This is a genomic window from Imperialibacter sp. EC-SDR9 (genome assembly GCF_902498805.1).
GTDB lineage: Bacteria > Bacteroidota > Bacteroidia > Cytophagales > Cyclobacteriaceae > Imperialibacter.
In genome coordinates this window covers 145,307-168,170 of record NZ_LR701576.1, presented here as the reverse complement: position 1 = coordinate 168,170, position 22,864 = coordinate 145,307, and the positions used below count along the sequence as shown (strand labels likewise).

18 protein-coding genes are annotated in these 22,864 nt (G+C 46.8%); 12 read left to right on the top strand and 6 right to left on the bottom strand.

What is annotated here, in order from left to right; translation table 11 throughout:
• Positions 1–139 precede the first annotated feature (139 nt).
• From GC130_RS05030 to GC130_RS05010, 5 genes are all read left to right on the top strand, one after another.
• A complete protein-coding gene (locus GC130_RS05030; RefSeq protein WP_151997180.1) occupies positions 140–2,944 on the top strand; it encodes a TonB-dependent receptor in 2,805 nt (934 codons plus the stop codon).
• A 1-nt stretch (position 2,945) separates the two neighbouring features.
• A complete protein-coding gene (locus GC130_RS05025; RefSeq protein ID WP_151997179.1) occupies positions 2,946–3,281 on the top strand; it encodes a hypothetical protein in 336 nt (111 codons plus the stop codon).
• A gap of 391 nt (positions 3,282–3,672) precedes the next feature.
• The gene (locus GC130_RS05020) at positions 3,673–5,001 is read left to right on the top strand and encodes a DUF4270 family protein (RefSeq protein WP_151997178.1); all 1,329 of its coding nucleotides are present in this window, start codon (positions 3,673–3,675) and stop codon (positions 4,999–5,001) included.
• Between the two features lie 274 nt (positions 5,002–5,275).
• Positions 5,276–6,259: a kelch repeat-containing protein gene (locus GC130_RS05015; RefSeq protein WP_226940383.1), complete on the top strand. Its 984-nt coding sequence runs from the start codon at positions 5,276–5,278 to the stop codon at positions 6,257–6,259.
• Positions 6,259–7,491: a hypothetical protein gene (locus tag GC130_RS05010; protein ID WP_151997176.1), complete on the top strand. Its 1,233-nt coding sequence runs from the start codon at positions 6,259–6,261 to the stop codon at positions 7,489–7,491. Before GC130_RS05015 ends, GC130_RS05010 begins: the two co-directional genes overlap by 1 nt.
• Positions 7,492–7,620: 129 nt before the next feature.
• Here GC130_RS05010 and GC130_RS05005 read toward each other — a convergent pair whose 3' ends face one another.
• From GC130_RS05005 to GC130_RS04995, 4 genes are read right to left on the bottom strand one after another with little or no spacing between them, the layout of a single operon-like run.
• Positions 7,621–8,001 (bottom strand): hypothetical protein, encoded by a 381-nt coding sequence (locus GC130_RS05005; protein WP_370455742.1) that lies wholly within the window; start codon positions 7,999–8,001, stop codon positions 7,621–7,623.
• Positions 7,950–8,225, bottom strand: coding sequence for a hypothetical protein (locus tag GC130_RS28835; RefSeq protein WP_201568519.1), 276 nt, complete (start codon positions 8,223–8,225; stop codon positions 7,950–7,952). The genes GC130_RS05005 and GC130_RS28835 overlap by 52 nt, the downstream gene beginning before the upstream one ends.
• Before the next feature lie 35 nt (positions 8,226–8,260).
• Positions 8,261–8,500: a hypothetical protein gene (locus tag GC130_RS05000; protein ID WP_151997175.1), complete on the bottom strand. Its 240-nt coding sequence runs from the start codon at positions 8,498–8,500 to the stop codon at positions 8,261–8,263.
• A gap of 9 nt (positions 8,501–8,509) precedes the next feature.
• Complete coding sequence (locus GC130_RS04995) at positions 8,510–9,454, bottom strand: LysR substrate-binding domain-containing protein (RefSeq protein ID WP_151997174.1); 945 nt, start codon at positions 9,452–9,454, stop codon at positions 8,510–8,512.
• Between the two features lie 189 nt (positions 9,455–9,643).
• Between GC130_RS04995 and GC130_RS04990 the strand changes: the two genes are divergently transcribed.
• Complete coding sequence (locus GC130_RS04990; protein WP_151997173.1) at positions 9,644–10,102, top strand: ankyrin repeat domain-containing protein; 459 nt, start codon at positions 9,644–9,646, stop codon at positions 10,100–10,102.
• Positions 10,103–10,161: 59 nt separating this feature from the next.
• Here GC130_RS04990 and GC130_RS04985 read toward each other — a convergent pair whose 3' ends face one another.
• A complete protein-coding gene (locus tag GC130_RS04985; protein ID WP_151997172.1) occupies positions 10,162–12,084 on the bottom strand; it encodes a c-type cytochrome in 1,923 nt (640 codons plus the stop codon).
• Positions 12,085–12,102: 18 nt separating this feature from the next.
• Entirely contained in the window at positions 12,103–13,977 is a 1,875-nt protein-coding gene (locus tag GC130_RS04980) for a family 16 glycoside hydrolase (protein ID WP_151997171.1), read from the bottom strand.
• Positions 13,978–14,382: 405 nt separating this feature from the next.
• On the opposite strand from GC130_RS04980, the gene GC130_RS04975 reads away from it, so the two are divergent.
• The 6 genes from GC130_RS04975 to GC130_RS04950 all read left to right on the top strand — a co-directional run bounded on the left by GC130_RS04975 (position 14,383) and on the right by GC130_RS04950 (position 22,823).
• Complete coding sequence (locus GC130_RS04975) at positions 14,383–14,916, top strand: AraC family transcriptional regulator (protein ID WP_226940386.1); 534 nt, start codon at positions 14,383–14,385, stop codon at positions 14,914–14,916.
• Between the two features lie 101 nt (positions 14,917–15,017).
• A complete protein-coding gene (locus GC130_RS04970) occupies positions 15,018–15,590 on the top strand; it encodes an AraC family transcriptional regulator (protein WP_151997169.1) in 573 nt (190 codons plus the stop codon).
• 146 nt (positions 15,591–15,736) lie between these two features.
• Positions 15,737–17,161, top strand: coding sequence for an MFS transporter (locus GC130_RS04965; protein WP_151997168.1), 1,425 nt, complete (start codon positions 15,737–15,739; stop codon positions 17,159–17,161).
• 154 nt (positions 17,162–17,315) lie between these two features.
• Complete coding sequence (locus GC130_RS04960; RefSeq protein ID WP_151997167.1) at positions 17,316–18,371, top strand: efflux RND transporter periplasmic adaptor subunit; 1,056 nt, start codon at positions 17,316–17,318, stop codon at positions 18,369–18,371.
• Between the two features lie 8 nt (positions 18,372–18,379).
• Positions 18,380–21,478 carry an efflux RND transporter permease subunit gene (locus GC130_RS04955; RefSeq protein WP_151997166.1) on the top strand — a complete coding sequence of 1,033 codons (3,099 nt, stop codon included), beginning with the start codon at positions 18,380–18,382 and terminating at the stop codon, positions 21,476–21,478.
• Positions 21,479–21,482: 4 nt separating this feature from the next.
• Positions 21,483–22,823 (top strand): TolC family protein, encoded by a 1,341-nt coding sequence (locus GC130_RS04950; RefSeq protein ID WP_151997165.1) that lies wholly within the window; start codon positions 21,483–21,485, stop codon positions 22,821–22,823.
• Positions 22,824–22,864: the final 41 nt, after the last annotated feature.

The following is a 22,864-nucleotide window of genomic DNA, read 5'->3' as shown; positions in this document are numbered from 1 at the left end:
AAAAAATGCCGGGGTTCGTTGAATAAATTATAGTCCCCCTCTGCAGTTTATTTTATTGCGGCCATTAATTCCCGACCCGCAGCAACATGGATGTTGTTGAGGCTGGCGGTCGGGGAGCCCAACAATCAACAAGAAATACATGGCCCTCTTCAAAAGAATAGTATGCTTTGCCATTGCGGTGCTTATACCGGCACTGGCCGTTGCGCAGGGTTTAGAGATATCAGGCAAAGTGGTAGACAAGAAGCTCGGCGCACCCATTTTCGGAGCCAATGTGGTTTTGAAGAGTTCGAAAAACGGAGGCAGATCAATCGCAGCAGTGACGAGTGATGAGGGCATATTCAGGTTCGACGGGGTAAGGCCGGGGAGCTATTCAGTGCAAATCTCATTTGTTAGTTATAAGCCAGTCACCTTATCTGTCGATCAACTGGAAAAGAGCTATGAATTTGGGACGATCGAGATGGAGGAAGACCTCAAAGTTTTGGAAGAGGTAAGGGTGATGGGGAAAGTTGAGAGGCTGGAAGTGAAAGGTGACACAGTAGAATACAACTCTGAGGCTTATAAAACGATGTCTGACGCATCGGTGGAGGATCTTGTGCAGAAGATGCCGGGAGTTTCGATGAACAATGGAAAGCTTGAGGCCCAGGGTGAGGAGGTGAAGCAAGTACTGGTTGACGGAAAGCGCTTTTTTGGTAACGATGTCAATCTTGCCATGCGCAATCTGCCATCGGAGGTCGTTGACAAAATTCAGGTGTTCGACCAATTGAGTGAGCAGGCACAGCTCACGGGATTTGACGACGGCGAGAGACAAAAAACTATCAATATCATTACCAAACCTGGTGCGAGAAATAGCCTGTTTGGGAAAGCTAGCGCAGGCGTGGGCAACGATAGCAGGTATATGGGAAGTGGTGTGCTGAATGCAATGAACGGAGACCAGAGGCTGTCCGTATTGGCTCAATCAAACAATATCAACATACAAAACTTTTCGTCCGAAGATTTACTTGGCGTTACCAGCACTGGCGGAGCGAGGGCCAGACCTGGAGGAGGAGGAAGGCGCCCTGATGGAGGGGGAGGTCCAGGAGGAGGAGGCTCATCATCGACGGATAACTTTCTAGTGGGTACCCAAAGTGGTATTTCATCGACAGATGCCATTGGCTTGAACTATCAGGATAGCTTTGGAGAAAAACTGGAGGTTACAGGCAGTTATTTCTACAATAAAACGGACAATAGCCAAAACCAGTCTACGAATCAAGTGTATAATGCCGAAGGCTCACCAACTTATTCTGAGCAACAGTTGAACACCACCGAAAACGGAAATCATCGGCTCAACCTGCGTTTGACTTACGATATCAATCAAAATAACTCACTCCTCTTTCTGCCATCGATAAGCACCCAGGCAAACAAGTCGGTTTCAGATATTCAGGGAATTTTGACAGATGGCACGCAAGCAGTGAGTGGTTCCAGTTCGGCGCAGACATCCGACATAGAAGGCTACTCAGGAAACGGCAACCTGATTTGGCGACACAAGTTTGACAAGCGGGGACGGACTTTTTCGTGGAATGTGGGCCTGAGCGCCAACAATAGAACCGGCAATACATCGCTTCTTGGTGTGACGAGTAATTATAGGCTCACCGATGAAACTGATAGCCTCGACCAGCGTGCCGATATTTCTTCGCCAGGTCACGAAGTCTCCTCAAGGCTCATTTACACAGAACCGGTAAGCGAAAACGGCATGGTGTCGCTTGAGTACAATATCAGCCGAAAAGTGACTGACTCCGAGAAATACACCTACAATGTTGTTGATGCCGGTTACGCCGCACTTGATACTGCACTCAGTAGCCTTTTGAGCAGCCAGTACTCGGCTCAAAGGTTTGGGGGTGGCTACCGTTATCGCAATGGCTCCATTTCTGTTCTTGGCAATGTGACTTACCAGTATGCCCAACTGAATAATCAGACCACCTTCCCTTATGAGTATTTTCTGAAGAGCGACTACAGGAATGTGCTTGGAATGTTCCATTTTAACTATCGCTCGGCCGGCAAGAACCTGATGGTGGTTTACAGAACCAGTACTTCTATTCCTTCTGTCAGCCAACTGCAAAATGTGGTGGACAACTCAAATCCTTTGCAATTAAGTGCGGGCAATGAACAGTTGAGTCAGCAATACCAACACAATTTCACCGCCCGATTTACTACTGGCATAAGGGAGAATACGGGGACTTTGATGGCATTTTTGGGAGGAACAATTGCCGACAATTACATCACTAACTCAACTTACATTGCTGATCGTGATACGTTAATTGGCGACGTGCTACTCGTTGCTGGCGGCCAGTTTATAAAGCCGGTCAACCTCGATGGTTATAAAAACATTCGCTCACTGATCACCTATGGAATTCCAGTATCATTTCTGAAAAGCAACCTTAATTTTAATATATCAGGCAGTGTAACCAAAACTCCGGGGCTGGTTAATAGTGCACTAAATATGGTCACCAGCAATGCACTGGGACTGGGCCTGGTTTTAAGCAGCAACATAAGCCGATCACTCGACTTTACCGTATCATCTACTTCCACATTCACCGGCGTGGAGAATCGGCTGCAGGTAGGGCAAAGCCAGGACTACTTTTTTCAATCGACACGACTGAACTTCAACTGGCTTTTGCCAGCTGATATCATTTTCCGGACGGACGTTACACATCAGCTCTACAGCGGCCTGTCCGAAGGGTACGATCAAAATTTTGCTCTTTGGAACCTGAGTATTGGTAAAAAGCTCTTTAAAGACAAAAGGGGTGAATTAAGCCTATTTGCCTACGACCTGCTAAAGCAGAATAACAGCATTAGCAGGAACGTGACCGACGCTTATGTGGAAGATGTGCAAACCGAGGTTTTGCAGCGATATTTCATGGCGAAGTTCACCTATAATTTTTGGAAGAAGCCTGGAGTTGGGAGCTGAAATGAAAGCGTTGATAGTCACCTTTTCTCTCCTGATTATCTTTCCGGTATTTCTTGCTTCGGCTCAAAATGATTTTCAGGCTGCCGAGCAGACAAAGAAGATGAAGAATAAGCTTCATTTGACCCCGTCACAGGAAATCGTGGTTGGGATAGCGAACGACAGGTATGCTGAGGGTCTGGAAGCTTTGGTACATAGAAATTTGTCCGATTCTGCGGCGATTGCGGCGAGGAGACGGTTGAAGAAAAAATGGGAGCAGTCCCTTGAAACTGTGTTATCGGAAAGTCAGTACGAAAGCTGGATGCGTTTTGTCTACCAAGCTCAACGGAAGAAGAGCTAAAGCTGATGTTGACCAGTAGAAGGGAGAGGAAATGACTTTTGGCTGCCTTCCAACCTTGGAAGCGGTGATTCGGCTAACCAACCAAAAGTATTTTTCCCGGGTCATTGAGCTACAATCAAACCCTGGCGACAGCACCTTCAACGCCAGATTATACCAAGTTAGAAAGTCCAGAAACCAACGACTGGAGGAACTGCTCACAGCATCGCAATATGAAAAGTGGGTGAGGTATTCGGACAGCGAACAGTAACGGAGCGGATTCTAAAATGGGTTAGCTGATACTGGTCGTTGAGATTTTCGGATGGTTGGTTGAAAAAATTTCGGCGCCCGGGCTTTCAGCATCAATTTTACGCAAGATTCAATTTTCCATTTACAGTAAGAGTAAGGAACGGGTATGGGTTTCAAGAAAATAGCTAGCAAGTTAAAAGTTGTGGTTCTGCTGCTCGGTATTGCTGTGGCAATCGCCAGTTGCGTAGAGAATGACCTTCTGCCTGTGTCGGTAGATTTGATCGATGATATTACCCCGGACTTTATAATTATTGATACGCTCACACTTGATGTGTCCACCGTTCGTCTCGATTCTTTTGTAACATCCGACACCGAACGCTTACTGGTGGGCCGCCATCAGGATGAATACATTGGGGAAATTACGTCGACCTCCTTTTTCGAAGTAGCCTACCAGGACTACTCGTTTTACCCGCCTGCTGCTTCCCGGTTCGATAGCCTGACACTGGTGCTCTATTACGACTACAACTATTTTGATACCCTTCAAACGCAAACCATCGATGTTTACAGGTTAGCTGAAAGTATGGAGTACAATACCTATGGGACTATTTACAATACGGCAGGCTTTGGTCTCGAAAAAACGCCACTTAGGTCATACTCCTTCAAACCAAGACCAAATGCGACTGATTCTTTAGAAATAAGGCTGCCCGATGCTTTGGGCAAGGAGCTGCTTGAGATGGGACTGACAAGTAACAGCGCCTTATTTAATCTTGCGCTATTCACCGACTTTCTGAAAGGATTTGCGTTGGTTCCGGGTGCTGACAGTGAGGGCTTTTTGGGATTTACGAAAGCTAATTCGAGCCTCAAACTCTATTATTCTGATTACACAGATATACCACCCACGCAATTGACCAATAAGTTCCCTGTAAGCCAGGGTACGGTTTGCTTCAATAAGACTACGTTCAATCCAAAATCGACAGCATTGAGTGGCCTGGAGAGCCAGTTGGATGAGCTGAGCTCGGAGTTAACTGATCACTATTCGTTTATTCAGGCTGGTGCCTACATAATGACAAAGGTGGAAATCCCATACATTCAGGAGCTTCTTATCCTGCCTGGTAGTGTGTACATACCCCATGCTGACCTGGTGATAAGACCGGTAGCAGGAACCTACCGAAGCGGGACCAATACCAATCTGCCAACTTCTATTGCGGGATATTATGGAAGTATCGACAATTATCCGCTCGGTGTATTTGATACCAGTAGTGAGTTTGTGCTTGACGACGAATTTGGGAAAGATACTTTCTACCGCCTTGAAGTGACCGATCTGGTGAACAACCTGCTCGACACTGATCAGTCAAACGACTATTCGATTCTATTGGGTCTTAGTGAGGATATTATGCTTTACGGCGCCGGCAGGGTGTACCTGAAGGACGGCTACTGGGCCAACGGAATGAAGCTCCAGCTATACTATATACCGCTAGATACAGATGATAATTAAACACACATAGACTAATAAGATGGAATAGCCATAAGGAAAGTCCATAACCAGCGGAATGAATAAAGTCGGAGAATAGTCGACTATCGCTTCCAAAAGGTTTTTGGCTATTCCATCTGGCCGCTAAAAAAATAAACTTTAAACAGATGAAATAGCCATAAGGAATACCATACCCAACGGAAATGAATAAGTGGATCGAAAAGCTAAATATTCATTCTCATTGGTAAAAGCTATTCCATGTGGCCGCTGAGAAATAAATTATATAAACATGAAAGGGATGAACTTAAAAATGAAATGGCTTCTTTTCCTGGGCCTGGGTGTTATATCCACGGGATGTCTCGATGATAGTGATGACGACGACTCACAGGGAAACTGGACCAAGGTGTCTGACTTTGAAGGAGTAACAAGAAGTGGTGCTGTTTCTTTCAGCATAGGAGAGAAGGCATATGTGGCTACCGGCTACACCGGCACAGAATACCTCAGCGATTTGTGGGAGTATGATCCGTCTTTGAACTTTTGGTTGAGAAAGGCAGATTTTCCTGGAGTGAAAAGAAGTGCCGCCGTCGCCTTTAGTGTAAACGGAAAAGGTTATGTGGGTACCGGCTACGATGGATTGAATAATTTAGGCGATTTCTGGGAGTACGACCCTGCTACGGACGCTTGGAGGCAAGTCGCTGACTTTGGCGGATCGGCGAGGTATGGCGCTGTTGCCTTTAATTCGAGCACCAATGGATACGTTGGCACTGGCTACGATGGCAATGACCTGAAGGACTTTTGGACCTACGACCCGGCTGCCAATGAGTGGACGCAGGTGATCAGCATAGGTGGATCCAAGCGGGTGGATGCAGTGGCATTCACTATCGACAACAAGGCATACGTAGGCACTGGCAGAAACAACGGTGTTTATCAGTACGACTTTTGGGCCTACGACATGTCGGCAGGTACATGGCAGCAGATGCTGGACCTCGACGACGATGACGACTACCTGGTGGTTAGGCACAATGCTGTTGCTTTTAGCAGAGATGGCAAGGGGTATATCACGACGGGCAACTTTAGCGGCTTGCTGGTAAGCACCTGGGAATATGACCCTATCACCGACCTTTGGTCAGAATATACAGGTATAGAAGGCCCAGCAAGGGAGGATGCAGTCGCATTTGTAGCAGGCAGCAGAATTTTTGTAACCACTGGCCGAAGCTCCACAGTAAGGTTGGATGACATTTGGGAGTTCAAACCTGAAGAAGTCTACGACGAAGATCTTTGATGATGAAAGGCGTCATCCTAACATTTGTCTTACTTCTTAGCACCCTGGCTGCCGTTACGGGGCAGGATATTTATGGCTCGCCCTATAGTTACTATGGCATTGGCCAGCTGGTAACACAGGGCTCAGGCATGAATACAGCCAAAGGAGGAATGGGTATTGGCAGCCGGCCGTGGTACGACTTAAATACCGCCAACCCGGCTGCCTATACAAGCCCGATTGTTCCATCAAACTATATTTTCCTGGCCGATTATGCTTTTTCATTTCATGACTTTACTTACAGCAGCAGCCATTATAATTCTGTAGAAAGCTCCATTACCAACCTAACGATGTGGTTCAAGCCAATGAACAATCTGGGACTGGTGGTGGGCATGTCGCCCTACTCAAAAATGGGCTACAATATCAACGAGGTAAAAAACCTGGCTGGCTATGGCAATTACGATGTGTTGAACAAAGGCACAGGAGGGGTGAATCGCTATTATGTTGGGGCTGGTTACACGATTTGGAAGCGACTTTCTTTCGGCTTCAATGCCAACTACCTTTTTGGATCGCTACAGCGGGAAACGAAGGTGCAGCTGGACGAGCTGGACGAAACTTATGCCAGAGACAGGCTGTCTCTTGCCAACTTTGCTTTTGACTTTGGCATGCAGTATCAGCAGAAATTCGGGAAGAATAGTTATATCAACGCTGGAGGCATATGGAAAAAAGGCACTCAGCTGAAAACTGTTCAAACCAACCAGCTGATCAACGCCGAAACGTCAAGTCTGCTCATCGGCTGGGATTCTTATCCTGATGATTATATAACCCCGGATGAATACGGGGTGGGACTGGAGGTATCTCTATTCGACAAGGTGGCTGTCAGTGGCGATTTCCTCTATAAGGATTATTCAAAGGCTTTTCTCGGTAACGAGGTGACAATGCTTGATACCCGGAGGTTCTCCGGAGGCGTCGACTGGATGCCCAATCCGGCAAGTCAATCCTATTTTGGCAGAGCAGTTGTACGGGCTGGCTTCTTCTATGAAACAAAACCCTGGAAGTTAACCGAGCAGCAGCTGGCTGGGTATGGAGTAACCGGCGGACTAAGCCTCCCTCTGAGCAATTATATGTCAAGAATTAATCTGGGCTTTGGCTGGGAACAAATGGGGACAAGTGCCACTGGAAGAGAGTCAGTTTACACAGTAAGTGTTGGCCTGAGCCTGCATGACAAATGGTTTCAGAAGCGGGCTTACGACTAGAAAATTTTGAGTTTGTAGACAGCGAGTAAAGAATTATTCAAACCCTTACTCAATTGCAAAGACCACTGTGACATGACGGTGGTTTTTCTTTTTTAAGCCTTTGCAATGTGGACGGCTTTCTTCGTCAAATCATTCCATAACCTGCTCAACCAACTCCAGTCGCTTCACGACTTCGTTTTTATCAAGTACAGTGCCGGGTGACAACACTGCATTGGCCCCTACCTTGCAATTGTCGCCTACCAGAGCACCGAATTTTGTACTGCCGGTTTCAACAACCCCGCCCTGATGCAGGACTCTTATTTGTTTGTCCTGTCTTTCATTATAATGATTGGCGATGACAGCGCCTGCTTCAAAGTTTACATTGCTTCCAACGATGCTATCGCCAACGAAATTGAAATGAGCCAGGCTGCTGTGATCGAAAACGATGCTCGATTTTACTTCACAGCCTGGTCCGATAGTCACTCCTTGCCCGAGGACGACGCCTCCACGCAGGTAGGCATGTGCCCCAATAAAGCATTTCGGCCCAATAATGGCCGGTGCTTTGATGATGGCCCCTTTTCAATTGTTACTGTTTTATGCAGTGCGATGCCCTCGTGTATAGAAAAATCACTATCGCAGGACTCAAGCAGCTCTGTTAGTACCTCCGTTAGCCTTGAGGTAATTTGCCAGGGCGAGAGATGGCTATACTTTTCAAAATGATTCTCAAAGGCTGTTATATAGTCGGATACTTTCATTTTTATCAAAAAAGGCAAGGAAACGTTCTATTGACTTAGATGAAGATATTAAATATCGCTATGACGCTGATGACTATCCAAATGATATTGAGAACTGTATTCGGATAGGCCTTCTTGATATAGGTGTAAATGGCCAACAAGCCACTTCCAAGCAGGTTCAACAACTGAAACTCGAAGGATACCCCCTCCAAAACACCGTAGCTAGTTAGCGCAAACCCGGCCAACAGCAGAACAGCACCTACCCAGCCCAGTCCTTCAATGAGTATATTTTTCACGAGTCTAAATTAAAAAGTAACCTTCTTTTCTTTTCGCCTGTAGGCGATTTCCTGCCCTTGTGGCGCCTGGAATTTTTCCGGAATATGCTTTTTGATCTCCTCCATAAATGCCGTTATCATTCTCTTTTTCACAAAGTCACGTCTTGTCATCAGACTAATGACCCTAAACGGCGCTGGGGCGGCAAAACGTTTGAGCTTTTTTGAATCACTGTCTCTCAACTGCAAAGTGCTCAATTCTGGAAGGATGGTGATGCCAAGGTTTTTGTCCGCCAGGTTTCTTAACGTTTCGAGGCTGCCTGAAGTGAATTCAAGCATGTTTTCTTTCTTATCTCTAAGCTCACAGAATTGAATGATTTGTGAACGGAAGCAGTGGCTCTCTTCAAGCAACAGCAACTCGTTGGGGTCAATATCCTCTGCCAGCAAGAGTTCCTTGTCAAAGGTTCTTGCCGAGTACACCACAAACGGCTCGTAGTAGAGTGGAAAGACGTTGAACAGCTTAGTGTCGTCGGGACTTACCAGTATGCCAGCGTCTAGCTTGCCTTCGTCCAGCTTTTCCAGTATTTCGTCCGTGACATGCTCTGAGATCTTCAGTTTTATGTTTGGGTACCTGACATTAAACTCATAGATAAAGAGCGGCAGCAGGTAGGGGGCGATTGTTGGAATGATGCCAATTTGTAAATCGCCGGCAATCGTGTTCTTTTTTTCCTGCACCAGTTCTTGAATTTTGTGCACTTCCTGCAAAATGAGCCTGGCCTGGCTAATCAAAATCTTACCAGTTTCAGTAGGTACCACAGGGTATTTGCTACGGTCAAAAATTTTTATGTCATATTCTGACTCCAGCTTTTGGATCATCATGCTCAACGTAGGCTGAGTGACGTGGCACTGATCTGACGCTTTTGAAAAGCTTCTCTCGTTATCGAGCGCTACTATGTACTCAAGTTGCTGTAGATTCATTAAATCATGCTTTCTGCAATATAGATTATATCTATTTAATTATAAAAAAAATCAGTTTGAATTATAACTGTATCAGCCGTACATTTGTGCTGTAGAAACATAGATGATATTAGTTACCCAGCTAATAAAGTAGGTGTTTGTAAGGAGCAATCAATCGATTGCTCCTTTTTTACTAAAATGATAAAAGGAATGGATTTTTTTCAGTCGATACGACAAGGTGATCTTGCTGGTGTGAAGGCGATGGCAACAGCCGAAAGTTCGCTGCTGACAAAGCCAGATGCCCGTGGATTTACGCCCCTTGTATTAGCGACCTATAGCGACCAGATCGAAATCGCAAGGTTTCTGCTTTCAAGTGGTGTCGATGTAAATGCTATTGACGCTGCTGGTAACACTGCATTGATGGGCGTTTGCTTTAAGGGCAATGTAGAAATAGTGGAGTTGCTTCTTGAGCATGGCGCTGATGTAAACATTCAGAACAAGCAAGGAGCCTCTGCCCTCATTTATGCCACCACCTTTGGTCAGATTGAAATTGCAAAGCTCCTGCTGGATGCCGGGGCAGACAAGCATTTGAAGGACAACAAAGGGAACACAGCCCTGATCCACGCACAGGCACACGGAGCGGAAGCGCTTGTGAAACTGCTCGCATAAAAAAAGCTCCCAGATTAACTCTGGAAGCCTTTATTTCCTTCATTCTGTTCTCCAGCCGCCTAGGGTCTTTCTTCTTGTAATGAAATGATCCAGTTGGCTATTTTCATCGCATCTTCGTCCGATACTTGTGGCATTGGAGGCATTTCCGTAGAGTAGCCTGGCCAATTTTCTGCCTTCGGATTGCGGATAAGATCAACGATTTGCTTCGCCGTATACCTTCTGGCCGCAATGTCTTTATAAGCTGGCCCAACTTGCCTTTTGTCCACCTGATGGCATGCAAGGCAAGTGTTTTTGGCCAGAATTGGTTTGATCTCCTCAGTCGTCAGCATAGCATTGGCTGAAGCCTTAGGGGCCGCTGGTTTTGCTGCGACTTTTTTAGGTGCCACCTTTTTAGAAGCCGATGACCGTTTGGTGCTCACCTCTGACATGTTCAATTTCGTGCCTGCAGGAATATTATTCAAGGTGTAGTAACCAGTTCCGTGGAGCACCGATGATCCATTTGTAGACTTTATTCCGGGCAGATTGATCTCATGCACATAGTATTGGCGCAGGTTGTCAACCACAAGTCTTACACTCATGCCATCATCAGCAACCTTCACTCCTTTAATGCCCAGTTTTTCTGTATTAATAGGAGGGCTTCCATAAACAGAGTGGTACTTGTAGATGAACGATTGACCAGCGTAAGAGTCGAGGTCTTCGGCTGAAGCTTTGTCGACAGGTTGAGTGAAACGAATCTCAAAGCCGTCGGGCATGGCCTTCACAGTTTGCATTTCGAAAGGAGTCTCGCCCGTCCACACCACACGTTCAAGACCAGATGTAGTGCTTCCTGCCGAACCCCAGCCTCTGTTGGTTTCCCCAACGAAGAGTGAGCCATCGTGGCCCCAGCTCATGCGAAGCACACCCGATTGGAAATCTTTAATAAAGTCGAAGGCCACACCCTGGTAGTCACCGTTTACTTTTTCAAGGCTTACCCTCATGATTTTGCTTTGACCCTGGTCGCCAATCAAAAGCTGATTTTTGAACGGGCCAAAGCTGGCGTCGTCACCTATCTCAAGAATTTCTGAATTCGAAATGCCCAGGATACCATGTGGCAACCATACCGCTGGCAGCGTAATCTCAGGTACCGCTTCTTTTGCATGATACAGCATCTCCGGATTTTTCTCATCGGCGTTGTTCTCGGGCTTGAGGTACCTGCCATCTACTTGTTCTCTTTCCTCATGTACTTTTGAAAAGAATTCTTTAGCGGAAACAGTTACGGGAGATTCCGCTCTGTCGGCCCATTTCAAACCTGCCGGATGCCCGGTGAAGCTTCCTTTTTTGATGTGCCATATACCTCCAGAGCCAATCCAGTCGCCCTGGTTGTCGGCATAGAATAGTTCTCCGTTGATCATTCCTAGTCCAGCGGGTGATCGCATGCCAGTAGCCCATGGCTCCATATCGCCTTCCGGTGAAATACGCATGATCCAGCCTCTCCACGGCACTCTGCTTTCACCTCTCCACCACTCCTGGTCGCCAAAGGCCACATTGCCTGATACGAACATGCTTCCGTCAGGGGCTATTTTGGGGCCATAAGAGTATTCATGGTAGTGACCTGATACGGGCCAGGCATAGATGGTTTCATACACATCGGCCCGCCCGTCGCCGTTGGTGTCCTGCAGCTTTGTGAGCTCACCTCGCTGTGCTGTCAATAGGGCATTCTCTTTGAAAGTCAGTCCTAGTGGTTCGTGAAGGCCGCTGGCGAAAAGGGTAAAGGAAGGCAAGTTGCTGTTCCTCATGTACGGATCTTCAACGATCCAAACATCACCTCTTCTGGTAGCGAGAGCCACTCTTCCGTCAGGAAGCGTTGTGATGCCACCTACTTCGAGGAGCATGGTCTCCGGTGTGGGGATGGTAATGATCTTGTAGAAGTTGCTTTCTTCAGCTTCCTGCGAGAAAGCGTTGAACCCAACAAGCAGGGCTATTAGTAAAATATATTTTTTCATGATTTCTTTCAGATTTTGTTACCAAACAATTTGATAAACAACCGAACCAGTTGTCGGCACCAGGAGCTCTTTGGTAGCTCCCTTATCAGCAATAGTGGCCTCTTGGGCTGATTTCAGCTCTATGTAGTAGTCAAAGCCGTCGATAGCATAGGCTCCATTGTCCAGTTTTCTAATCTGGCTGCCTTCAGCTATTCTGACCTGGCTGCCTGCTGGTGCATTTTCAACAGATACTTCTCTCTGAAACACTTTTCCTTCTTCCACCAGCTTGCTCTTATCTTTCACGCTCGCTCCGCTGTAAGTATAGAGAAAGGTTGGAAGACCATCGCCATCAAGGGTGTACCCACTGCTTCTGAAATCAGGGATGTTGTTGAGCTCAAAGTTGGCACTGCTTTGTCCCGGCAGTACCAGTGTTGGTTTGCTTGTCAGGTACTCTACTACCCCAATCGGCCTGAATGACCCATCGCCTCTGTCGTGCCACATCGGTGTTGCGTCAATGAAACCGCCTCTCCAAAGGCATACTACGCTGCCACTTTTCATGTCGTAGATGTAGTTAAGGCCGGCAGGATCACCCACGGCAATGGTATGAGTAAGCCTTTGGCTTCTGTCTCTCTTGAAATCAAGAAATGCTCTCAGCAGCCTTGGGCTATTCCCTGTTTCGACAATAATCGGTGAGGCTACGTTGCTGGCAGGAGGGAAAGAGCTAAAGGCGTGCAATGCCTGAGGGTAGCTGTTGGAGCTTTCCACCCACAGTCCCATGTTTGGACTCACCCAGCTCACATATTTAAAGTAGGTAATTTCAACCGAATGGGTACCTTTTGTAAGCTTTACGGGCTTTCCACCTCGCTCATAGTAGTTGGAAATCGTTTGCCCATCAATGACCAGCTTCATTGCATTGCCAGTATTGGCGCTGAACTTGTAAGTGTCGTCGGCTGGTATTTCCAGTGCGCCGTAATATCTTACAGCAAACTCATTGTCTTTCTTCGCTACTTCCCAGGTGAGTTGTTCTGTTGACCCTATCAAAGTTGGCTTAAGGTCTTTAAAATCCTTTTCACTTTCAAAATGCCCGTCAAAAACTTCGTAGTTGATACCAGATAGCGAAACATTGGCTGGCTTCAGCAACCTGTAACGGATGTTCCTGAACGCCACCGGACCATGGTCACCCTGGATCATGAGAGGGCCCTCGGCCACTTCCTTGTCATTAATCGGGCCGCCCGTAAGGCGTGGTACTTCAAGGTTGTCGTGAATGCGCACACCATTTAGCTCCACAAATACAAACCGGGCATTTTCTACCTTTTCGCCTGCGGTATTGAACCTTGGGGCCTGGAAGGAAATTTTAATTGTTTGCCAGAGACCGGGTGCTTTTGCAGCATTTGTCCTCGGAGCCTTCCCGGCATAAGCCTTTGCTGGTTCATTTTCCCAGTTGCGATAAATGCCGCCAATGTCACCGAAGCCTGGGTTTTTCACCCCCCAGCTATCGAGCAATTGCACCTCGTAGTTACCTTGAAGGTAAATGCCGGAGTTCGATCCTTTGGGAATCATCACCTCCAGCTCCAGCTCAATGTCGCCATGAGTCCAGTTTGTGACCAGGTTGTCTTTTTTCTGGTCGTCGTTGAAATTGAGGAGGATGCCCTGCCCGGAAGTATACTTTACTGGATGCTCCGGTTCTGGTGTGGCCTTACTCTTTTTCTTCTTTTTGCCTGTTTCAACAGGCGGTGCCTCATGGTGAATGGATAGGTTTCTGTCCATCGTTACATCGCCAACTATCATCCAGTTGCCGGCCTGAGCCTTGAACGATGACAGGTCATTTAGCGGGAGAGTTTTGTATCCTTCCTGAGCCCAGCCAGCATATGCAGCCAGCCAGAGAGTCAGTGAGAATGTGAGTCGTTTCATCATATGTATCAGTAGTTATAATTTCTGAGCAGTGCACGTGGGCTTCGCTAAGCCCAGAAAAAAGCAACCTCATTGACTATTCAATAGGCGGGGCTGAAATTAGGCTGAAATATGAATTTTGGCAAAGAATGGAGGGAAATGGTGGCTGAAATATCTAAAATTCATCTGGGCAGCGTGCCAAGGTGGCTGTGGTGTGAGGGTAAGTATTTGGAGGATTGCCTGCTAAGTTTCACGTGTTCACTCACCAGAATTTTATTCGAAATAAATAACCAACTGGCGAACGCTGAGGAAATAAAATCTCTCAAGTTTATGGTGATTCGCAGTGTTGACTTATTTTTATAAAGGGATAAGTGCCAGTTGCCTATGCTTATAAGCATCAAAAATATGGTTTGTAATCGGTGCATCTTGATGATCGGGCAGGAGCTTGAGAAGCAAGAACTGCAGGTACGAAGCATTGTGTTGGGCGAAGTCGAATTGGAAAATGAGACACTTTCAAAAGAGCAATTCGACAGGCTCGACGCTTCATTGAGTCTCATGGGGTTTGAGCGCATTGATGACAGGAAGGCGAAGCTTATTGAGTCTATGAAGTCATTGATTATTCAATTCATCCACAATAAGGAATCATCTGAAAGGAAATACAATTGGTCAACAGTGCTCTCTGAGAGCCTGCATTTTGATTACAATTACCTAAGCAACTTGTTTTCGTCTGTTGAGGGAGTCACATTGGAGCAATACATCATCAAGCAAAAAATTGAAAGAGTGAAGGAGTTGTTGTTTTATGATGAGCTCACCCTCAGCGAGATTGCGGACAAACTTGGCTATAGCAGTGTGGCTCACCTGTCGGCACAGTTTAAAAAGATGACTGGTTTCACCCCTTCCGCCCTAAAGAAATCCAGGGAGATTGATATGGAACGGAAATCCCTTGATCATATATCTGAGTAGGAGCTTCGATCCTGAAGAAAGGAATTCTACAACACATTCCGGTATTTGTGTAAAGACGCCCAGCATGCATAGCATGTACTTTGTTCCAAAAGCGTTTCGGTATGGAGCAAAAGTACCAAATTCAAATAAAGGGCATGGTCTGCGATCGTTGCATCCTCTTTGTGAAAACGAAACTTGAGCAAATGGGTTTTATAGTGCAGAAAATCAGCCTTGGGAGTGTAAGAATAAATAAAAGCCTTACGCCTGCTGAGCAGTCGCAGCTTGAGGAAATACTCTCTGAAGCAGACCTTCAGGTTATTTCCAGCAGACAACATAAGCTAATATCACAAGTCAAGTCTGTGATTCATCAAGCTTTGGAGTCAAATTATCATTACGGCGCACCAATGAAATTCTCAAAGCAAATTTCCGAGTCGCTGGGGCTAAATTACAGCTCCATCAGTAAGCTATTTTCTGAACACGAAGGCATAACCCTTGAGCAATATTTTATCTCGATAAGGATAGAAAAGGTAAAGAACCTGCTGACTTCTTCCACCTTGTCGGCAACGGAAATAGCTTACATGACGGGGTATAGCAGCGTGAATCATATGTCCCATCAATTTAAAGAGCACCAGGGCCATGCGCCTACTTTTTTCCGCAAGGCAATACCCGAAATGCTCAACGCCACCTGCTCCTGAAAGGCGAGTGATTTCCTGCACTCACATCAGGCAAGTCCAATCGCCGGTTGCTGACCGCCATGGAATTATATAAATCGAACCCATTTAAATGTAGAAGAAGGTCAGGCATTTCGAGAAACTTTGTCCCTGTATAAACAACTCAAAATATGTCTGATACAACAACAATCAAAACAAGTGAGCTCAAAGTCAATCGGTGGGCCGCTTTGGCTATTTTGTGCACAGCACAATTTATGGTAATAATGGATACGTCCATTATTGGTGTGGCATTACCGGCCATTCAGGAAGCATTGAATTACACGCCCTCTGAATTGTCGTGGATATTCAATGCCTACGTAATAATCTTTGGTGGTGTGCTTCTTTTGGGCGGAAAGCTTTCTGACCTTTATGGCCCCAAAAAAGTATTTCTTTGGGGGTTTGCTGTGCTTACTGCTGCCTCGCTTCTTACCGGGCTGGCCTGGTCCGAAACCTCGATGAATATTGGGAGAGCCCTGCAAGGTCTTGGAGCAGCTTTGATAGCACCTTCTGCTCTTTCTCTCCTAATGACCATTTTTACGGACCCGAAAGAACTGGCCAAAGCATTTGGGTTCTGGGGTGCATCGGCTGCTGCTGGCGGCTCGGCGGGTGTATTTTTGGGAGGAGTGCTCACCGACTACGCCTCGTGGAGATGGACCTTCTATATTAATATACCCATGGGCATTTTCGTCATGATTGCCGGAGCAATGCTTCTGGTGAGCGGAAATAGACGAAAGGGGAAAATAGATTATTTGGGGGCAGTATTGGTGACGCTGGCCACTATGGTACTGGTTTACTCGTTAGTTATGGTCGACAAGAATGGATTACTGACCACGCACACCATTGGCCTTTTTGCAACGTCATTAGCTTTGTTTATTGCTTTTGTGTTTGTACAAAAAAGGGTGCAGGCTCCATTGTTGCCACTTTCAATATTCAAAGCGCCAAATCTTTCAAGCGGCAATTTAATTATGGCCTTAATGGCTGGCGCATGGATACCTCTGTGGTTTTACCTTAATCTTTATTTACAGCAGTCGCTGGGCTACACTGCATTTTTTTCCGGTTTGGCTTTACTCCCAATGACTATAGTAATCATGGTGCTTATGGTGGGTGTCACTGGTAAGCTCATAGCAAAATTTGGCTTTAAAAAGCCATTGATTGCAGGGCTCGTGGCACTTACTTGGTCACTGCTGTGGTTTTCGCAAGTTCCAGTAAACGGGAATTTCCTCTCCGATGTGCTTGGGGCCTCCTTGCTGGGAGCCCTTGGTATGTCACTGGCCTATATTCCAGGCACCATCGCATCAATGTCGGGCGCAAAACCAGAGGAGTCGGGCCTGGCATCTGGCTTGGTTAACACTACTTATCAGGTGGGGTCAGCCATTGGGTTGGCGATAGCCGCTGCCATCGCCATCGGTACTACCAACAACTTCTCCGCCGAAGCGGGGGTGACTACAGCAGCGCTGAATGTTGGTTTTCAGGCTGCATTTAAAGCAGCAGCATGCATCAGTGGACTTAGCATTTTGATCGCTGTGTTTGGTATAAAGCAGCAACGGCCACAGTAAGGCACTTTCTAATTTTCTTATTTTTTAATGCAAAAAGTCTGGCCGAACGCCAGACTTTTTGCTTTCAGTAAACTATATAAATAGCTCCGGTTTAAATGCAAATCAGGGTGTGTTGGATTCCCGTTTTTTACATCCATAATCAAACTTCAAACAAATGAAAACAAATGAATTTTTTAGCTATTTGAGTTTCCTGATCATCGGTGCGATTGTTGTCGCCTGCACCTCAGGTACAGCCAATGACTCAAATCAAGGCAGTGCGCCTATTAGCCGACTGCCAGTGGATGTCAAGGTTGTGAAATCAACCGCTGTCACCCAGGAAGAAGTCGTTGCTGGCTCTGTCGTCGCTAGTCGTGAGGTAACGATCGCCAGCGAAGTATCCAGGAAAGTTGTTGCCGTATCTTTTACTGAAGGCAGCGTAGTACACAAAGGCCAGCTGCTGTACAAGCTGGAGGACGGCGAAATTGTTGCCAAACTGAAGCAAAATCAGGCCGAACTTGGCCTGGCAAAATTGAGCGAAGGTCGCTTGGCTGAGCTGCTGAAAAGTGAAGCGGTACGGCAGGAAGAATACGACGTTGCGCAATCGAGACTTGCGTTGCTCCAGGCAACGGAGGACTTACTGAAGAATGAGCTGGACAAGACCTCCATTCATGCCCCCTTCTCCGGGAAAATTGGAATCAGTAAAGTGGAAGTTGGTTCTTGGGTTTCACCAGGAATGCCTTTGGTTGCCCTGCAGGAACAAGGAAGCGTTAAAATTCAATTTTCAGTTCCTGAAAAATACATTGCATTTGTGACAAGTGGAAAGACAATACAATTCCAGGCACCCACCGGTGGTTCCAGCATAGCGGCTCGCATAATTGCGACGGAATCAGGAATAGACGCTTCCAGCAGAAGTATAACAGTGCAGGCGGTGGCCGACAATCGTGACAATCAGCTAGTGCCAGGGATGTCGGCAAGGGTTTACTTTTCTGTCGCTGACGAAAACACGAAGGGTCTTACTCTGCCCACTCAAGCCCTCATTCCCGGAGCCAATGGTTTTGGTGTTTTTGTGGTAAGGCATGGTGTGGCCAGGTTCAGCCCGGTGACCGTTTTCTCCAGAAATGAGTCCGATGCGCTGATTACGGCAGGTCTCGCCGATGGCGATTCAGTCTTGGTTTCCAACATTCTTCGCACCGGCGATGGTACGCCTGTACAAGTTGTCACTACTAAATAACTGGAGCCATGAGTCTACCATCATTAAGTATAAAAAAACCTGTTTTGTCAGGTGTGTTTTCCGCACTCATAGTGATTGCGGGAATGGTTGGGTGGCGATATCTTGGGATACGTGAGTTCCCTTTAACCGAGCCACCAGTTATTGCGGTTGTTACTTTTTACCCTGGGGCCAGCCCCGATGTAATAGCTTCTAAAATCACGAAGCCTTTAGAAGAATCTATTGCTGAAGCGAATGGAATTCGCACTATTTCGTCGGAGTCCAGAGAGCAGGTTAGCATCATTTCAATAGAATTCAACAGAGAGTTAGACCTTGAAGATGCCCTCAACGATGTGCGTGACAAAGTGGCGAAATCAAAAAGCCAGCTGCCCTCAGACGTCGACCCTCCAATTGTTGAAAAAGCGAGTTCCCCCGATAATTTGGTGGCATTCCTCGAAGTGGAGAGCGATTCAAGAGACATAAAGGAAGTAAGCCATTTGGCTTCAACAGTTATAAAGGAAAGAATGCAGTCTATCCCCGGCATACAAAGTGTAAGTATAGTTGGTGAGCATAAGTACGCCATGAGACTGAGGTTCGACCCGATCAAGCTGACAGCCTATAATTTAACTCCAGAGGACATTCGCCAGGCCTTGCACCGAGAGAATATAGACCTCCCCTCGGGAAGGATCGAGGGAGAGAAAAATGAGTTGAGTGTCCGAACCCTGGGACGTCTTACTACTTCCGACGAATTCAATGACATGATTATTAAGCAAACTGCTAATTCAGTCATAAAGTTGAAGGACGTTGGCTATGCAGAACTTGGGGAAGTGAATGAGCGCAATGCAATCATTAACGGCACCAACAAAGCAGACAGAGTGGGCGTTGGCGTGGCCATCCAAATTCAAAGAGGAGCCAATGCCATCGAAGTTGTGGATGAATTTTACCTGCGCCTCGATGAATTGCGCAAAGAGATACCCGCTGACTACAAATTGATTGTGGGGTTCGATTTCACCAAACCAGTTCGTGAGTCAATTACAGAAGTGGTGGAGACGCTCTTCATCGCTTTTGGTTTGGTTGTCATCATTATCTTTCTTTTTCTGCGTGATTGGCGATCTACCATCATTCCCGTGCTGGCCATTCCCGTGTCAATATTCTCGGCATTCTTCATCATGTACCTGGCAGGCTTTTCTATCAATGTCCTGACGCTTTTGGGCTTGGTGCTGGCTATAGGATTGGTTGTCGACGATGCCATTGTAGTACTTGAAAACATCTACAAAAAGATTGAAGATGGAGCCAATCCTATTCAGGCAGCATTCGCAGGATCCAGGGAAATATACTTTGCTATCATTTCTACCACGATCACCCTGGCGGCAGTTTTCTTGCCCATAGTATTTATGGGGGGCATAAGTGGCCAGCTTTTTAAGGAATTTGCGATCGTGGTATCGGGATCGGTGATCGTGTCGGCATTTGTGGCACTCACCCTGTCTCCTATGCTTAGCGCCTACCTGCTGAAGCAGCATGTGAAGCCTAACTGGCTCCATAGAGTTACCGAGCCATTTTTCCTCAGCCTTAATGGAGGTTATGCGTCGCTCTTGAAAGCTTTTATGAAGTTCAGGTGGCTGGCGTGGATTTTCCTGATCGCAGGTGGAGTAGTAATATATGTGCTGGGGCAGAGGCTGCCATCAGAATTGGCGCCTTTGGAAGACCGGTCTAATATGATGCTCATTGCCATTGCACCTGAAGGAGTTTCGTACGACTTCATGAAGGAGAATATGGAGGAAGTAGGTCATTATGTCAACGACAATACTGAAGGCCTCTATCAGACCTACTCTATGGTGGCTATCTCATTTATTCCCGCTCCGGCACCTATCAACGTGGCCGTGCAGAGTATTTATCTGAAAGATCCCAAGGAAAGAAGTGTTACTGCCCAGGAACTGTATTATCAGTATGGGGCGGCTTCAGGGCAATTTAGAAACATCCTTCTTTTCCCCTATATGCCGCCTACCATCGGTACCAGATACGGCGGAGGTCAGCCCGTGCAATATGTGCTGCAAACATCTAATTTGGACAGCGTCGCCAGTGTACTTCCTAAGTTTCTGGCAGCGGCAAGACAAAGCAGTAAGCTGATGTTCGTTGACAGCGACCTTAAGATAAATAAGCCTGAGCTCAAAATTAATATTGATCGACAGAAGGCCGCTATGATGGGTGTGTCTATCGAGGAGGTGGCAAGGGCCATGCAGCTTTCGTTTTCCGGTCAGCGCTACGGGTACTTTATGAAAAATGACCGACAGTACGAAGTAATTGGTCAGGTTGAGCGCATCAACCGCAACGACATAAGTGACCTTCGTGCAATCCACGTGAGGTCTGCTCATGGGCAAATGATCTCGCTGGACAACCTGGTGACTATTGAGGATGGAATAAGCCCCGCTACCATTTACCGGTACGATCAATACACCTCAGCCACCATTTCGGCTGGCCTGGCACCTGGCGTAAGTCTGGATGAAGGAATACAGGAAATGGAGCGGATTAAGTCCGAGGTTTTGGGCGATAATTTCAGAACGACGCTAGCCGGGCAATCTCGTGATTACGTGGAAAGTAAGGGAAGCCTCTCGTACACATTGATATTGGCCCTGGTGCTGATATACATGATACTGGCAGCGCAATTTGAAAGTCTTCGTGATCCCCTGATCATCATGCTGACAGTGCCAATGGCAATTACCGGGGCGCTTTTGAGCTTGGACTGGTTTAGCCAAAGCCTCAATGTATTTAGCCAAATCGGCATCATTACGCTTATTGGTCTCATAACAAAGAATGGCATATTGATAGTAGAGTTTGCCAATCACCTAAAGGACACTGGCCTGTCAAAGTTTGACGCTGCCATTCAGGCCGCAGAGCAGCGATTCAGGCCCATTCTGATGACTTCACTCGCAATGATTTTTGGTGCATTGCCCATTGCGATGACCCATAATAGCCGTCAATCGCTGGGGATTGTAGTAGTAGGCGGGCTGATATTCGCTGGCATACTCACCTTGTTTATCATCCCGGCGGTCTATTCTTATCTCGCCTCAGGTAAAAGGAGAAAGGAAGTAGTGGATGAGACGGAGGCAAATATGGTGATCTCAAAAAGTTGATTTTATGAAAAAGTATAATAGATCATTGATAGCGGCCATTGCGATGCTAGGCATCGTGCTGCCCGCTAAAGCTCAGGAGCTACAGCTCTCACTGAGTGAGGCACTTGTGCTCGCAAAGACGAATAACAAGGCCATGCAAGTTCAGTTGCTGGAGGAAAAGGTCTCCAAAATGGAAACGTCGGAATCCAGGGGCGAATTGTTGCCCACCCTGTCGGCACAGGGGAGTTACACACATTATTTCGACAGGCAGGTGATTTTTATGCCTGGGGCTCTCGTTGGCAAAGAGAACGAGCCAGTAGTAGATGTAGCGGTTGGAGGAAAAAACGCAGTGAATACCTACCTGGCTTTTCAGCAGCCTTTATTGTTGGAATCTGCCCGCAGGCAGGTGAGGACGGCAAAGCTTAGCGAAGCTTTTCAGGAGCAGGAAACCAGAGCCTTTAAGACCAGACTGGTTGCGGACGTAACGGCCAGCTACCTGCGGGCTTTGCTGATCAGCGAGTCGCTTAAGCTAAGTCATCAAAGCCTGGAGCGTAACATACTCTCATTGGAAGACAGTCGATCACTTTTCAGGCAAGGCAAGGGCTTGAAGGTAGATACCTTGCGAAGCTTTATTGCAGTCGAAAATTTGAAGTCCTCCATTTCTTACCTTCAAAGCCAGTATGAGACAACACTTCTACATCTGGCCAGAGTAGTTGGACTGGAGGTGGGACAGACCATCGTGCTGACCGACAAACTTGGGCTGGATGACGCTATCAGGTACCTTGACACAGCACCCCTTAGCGAAGCGGAAATGACGGCCAGCCGACCTGACCTGCTGCAGGCAAAGCTGAGTGTCGAAATAAGCAGAAGTTTAGTGAGTCAAACGAAGGCTCAAAAACTACCGACAGTTACGGTGATGGGTGCCTATCAACTACAGGCTCAGTCTTTTGACCTCAGCTTCAGCCGATGGCCGGGCACATCTTTTTTAGGTATTCAGGCCTATGTGCCCATTTTTTCCGGGAACAGAATAAATTCCAGATTGGGTAAATCAAATATCAGGCTCCAACAAGGCGAGCTAGCGCTGAAAGATTTATCGGAAAAAGCAGCGATTGAAGTGGCCACCCACGAAAATAGCTTGAAGGAGGGCTTGAGACGGTTGGAAATTCATGCGAAAACAGTTGAGGCCGCCAAAATTAACTTTGCAATGGTAAATGAACGCTTTCAATCCGGCCTCAGTTCAAGGCTGGAGTTGACTGATGCTGAGTTGGCCTTGACAGAATCGAGAATGAACCAGCTACAGGCATTTTACAAAGTGAGAATCGCTAAGCTTGAATACGATCAAGCACTGGGATTGCTGTCAGAATAATTGATGCCCAAACTGAAATATAGAAAGAGGCTGTCTCGTTT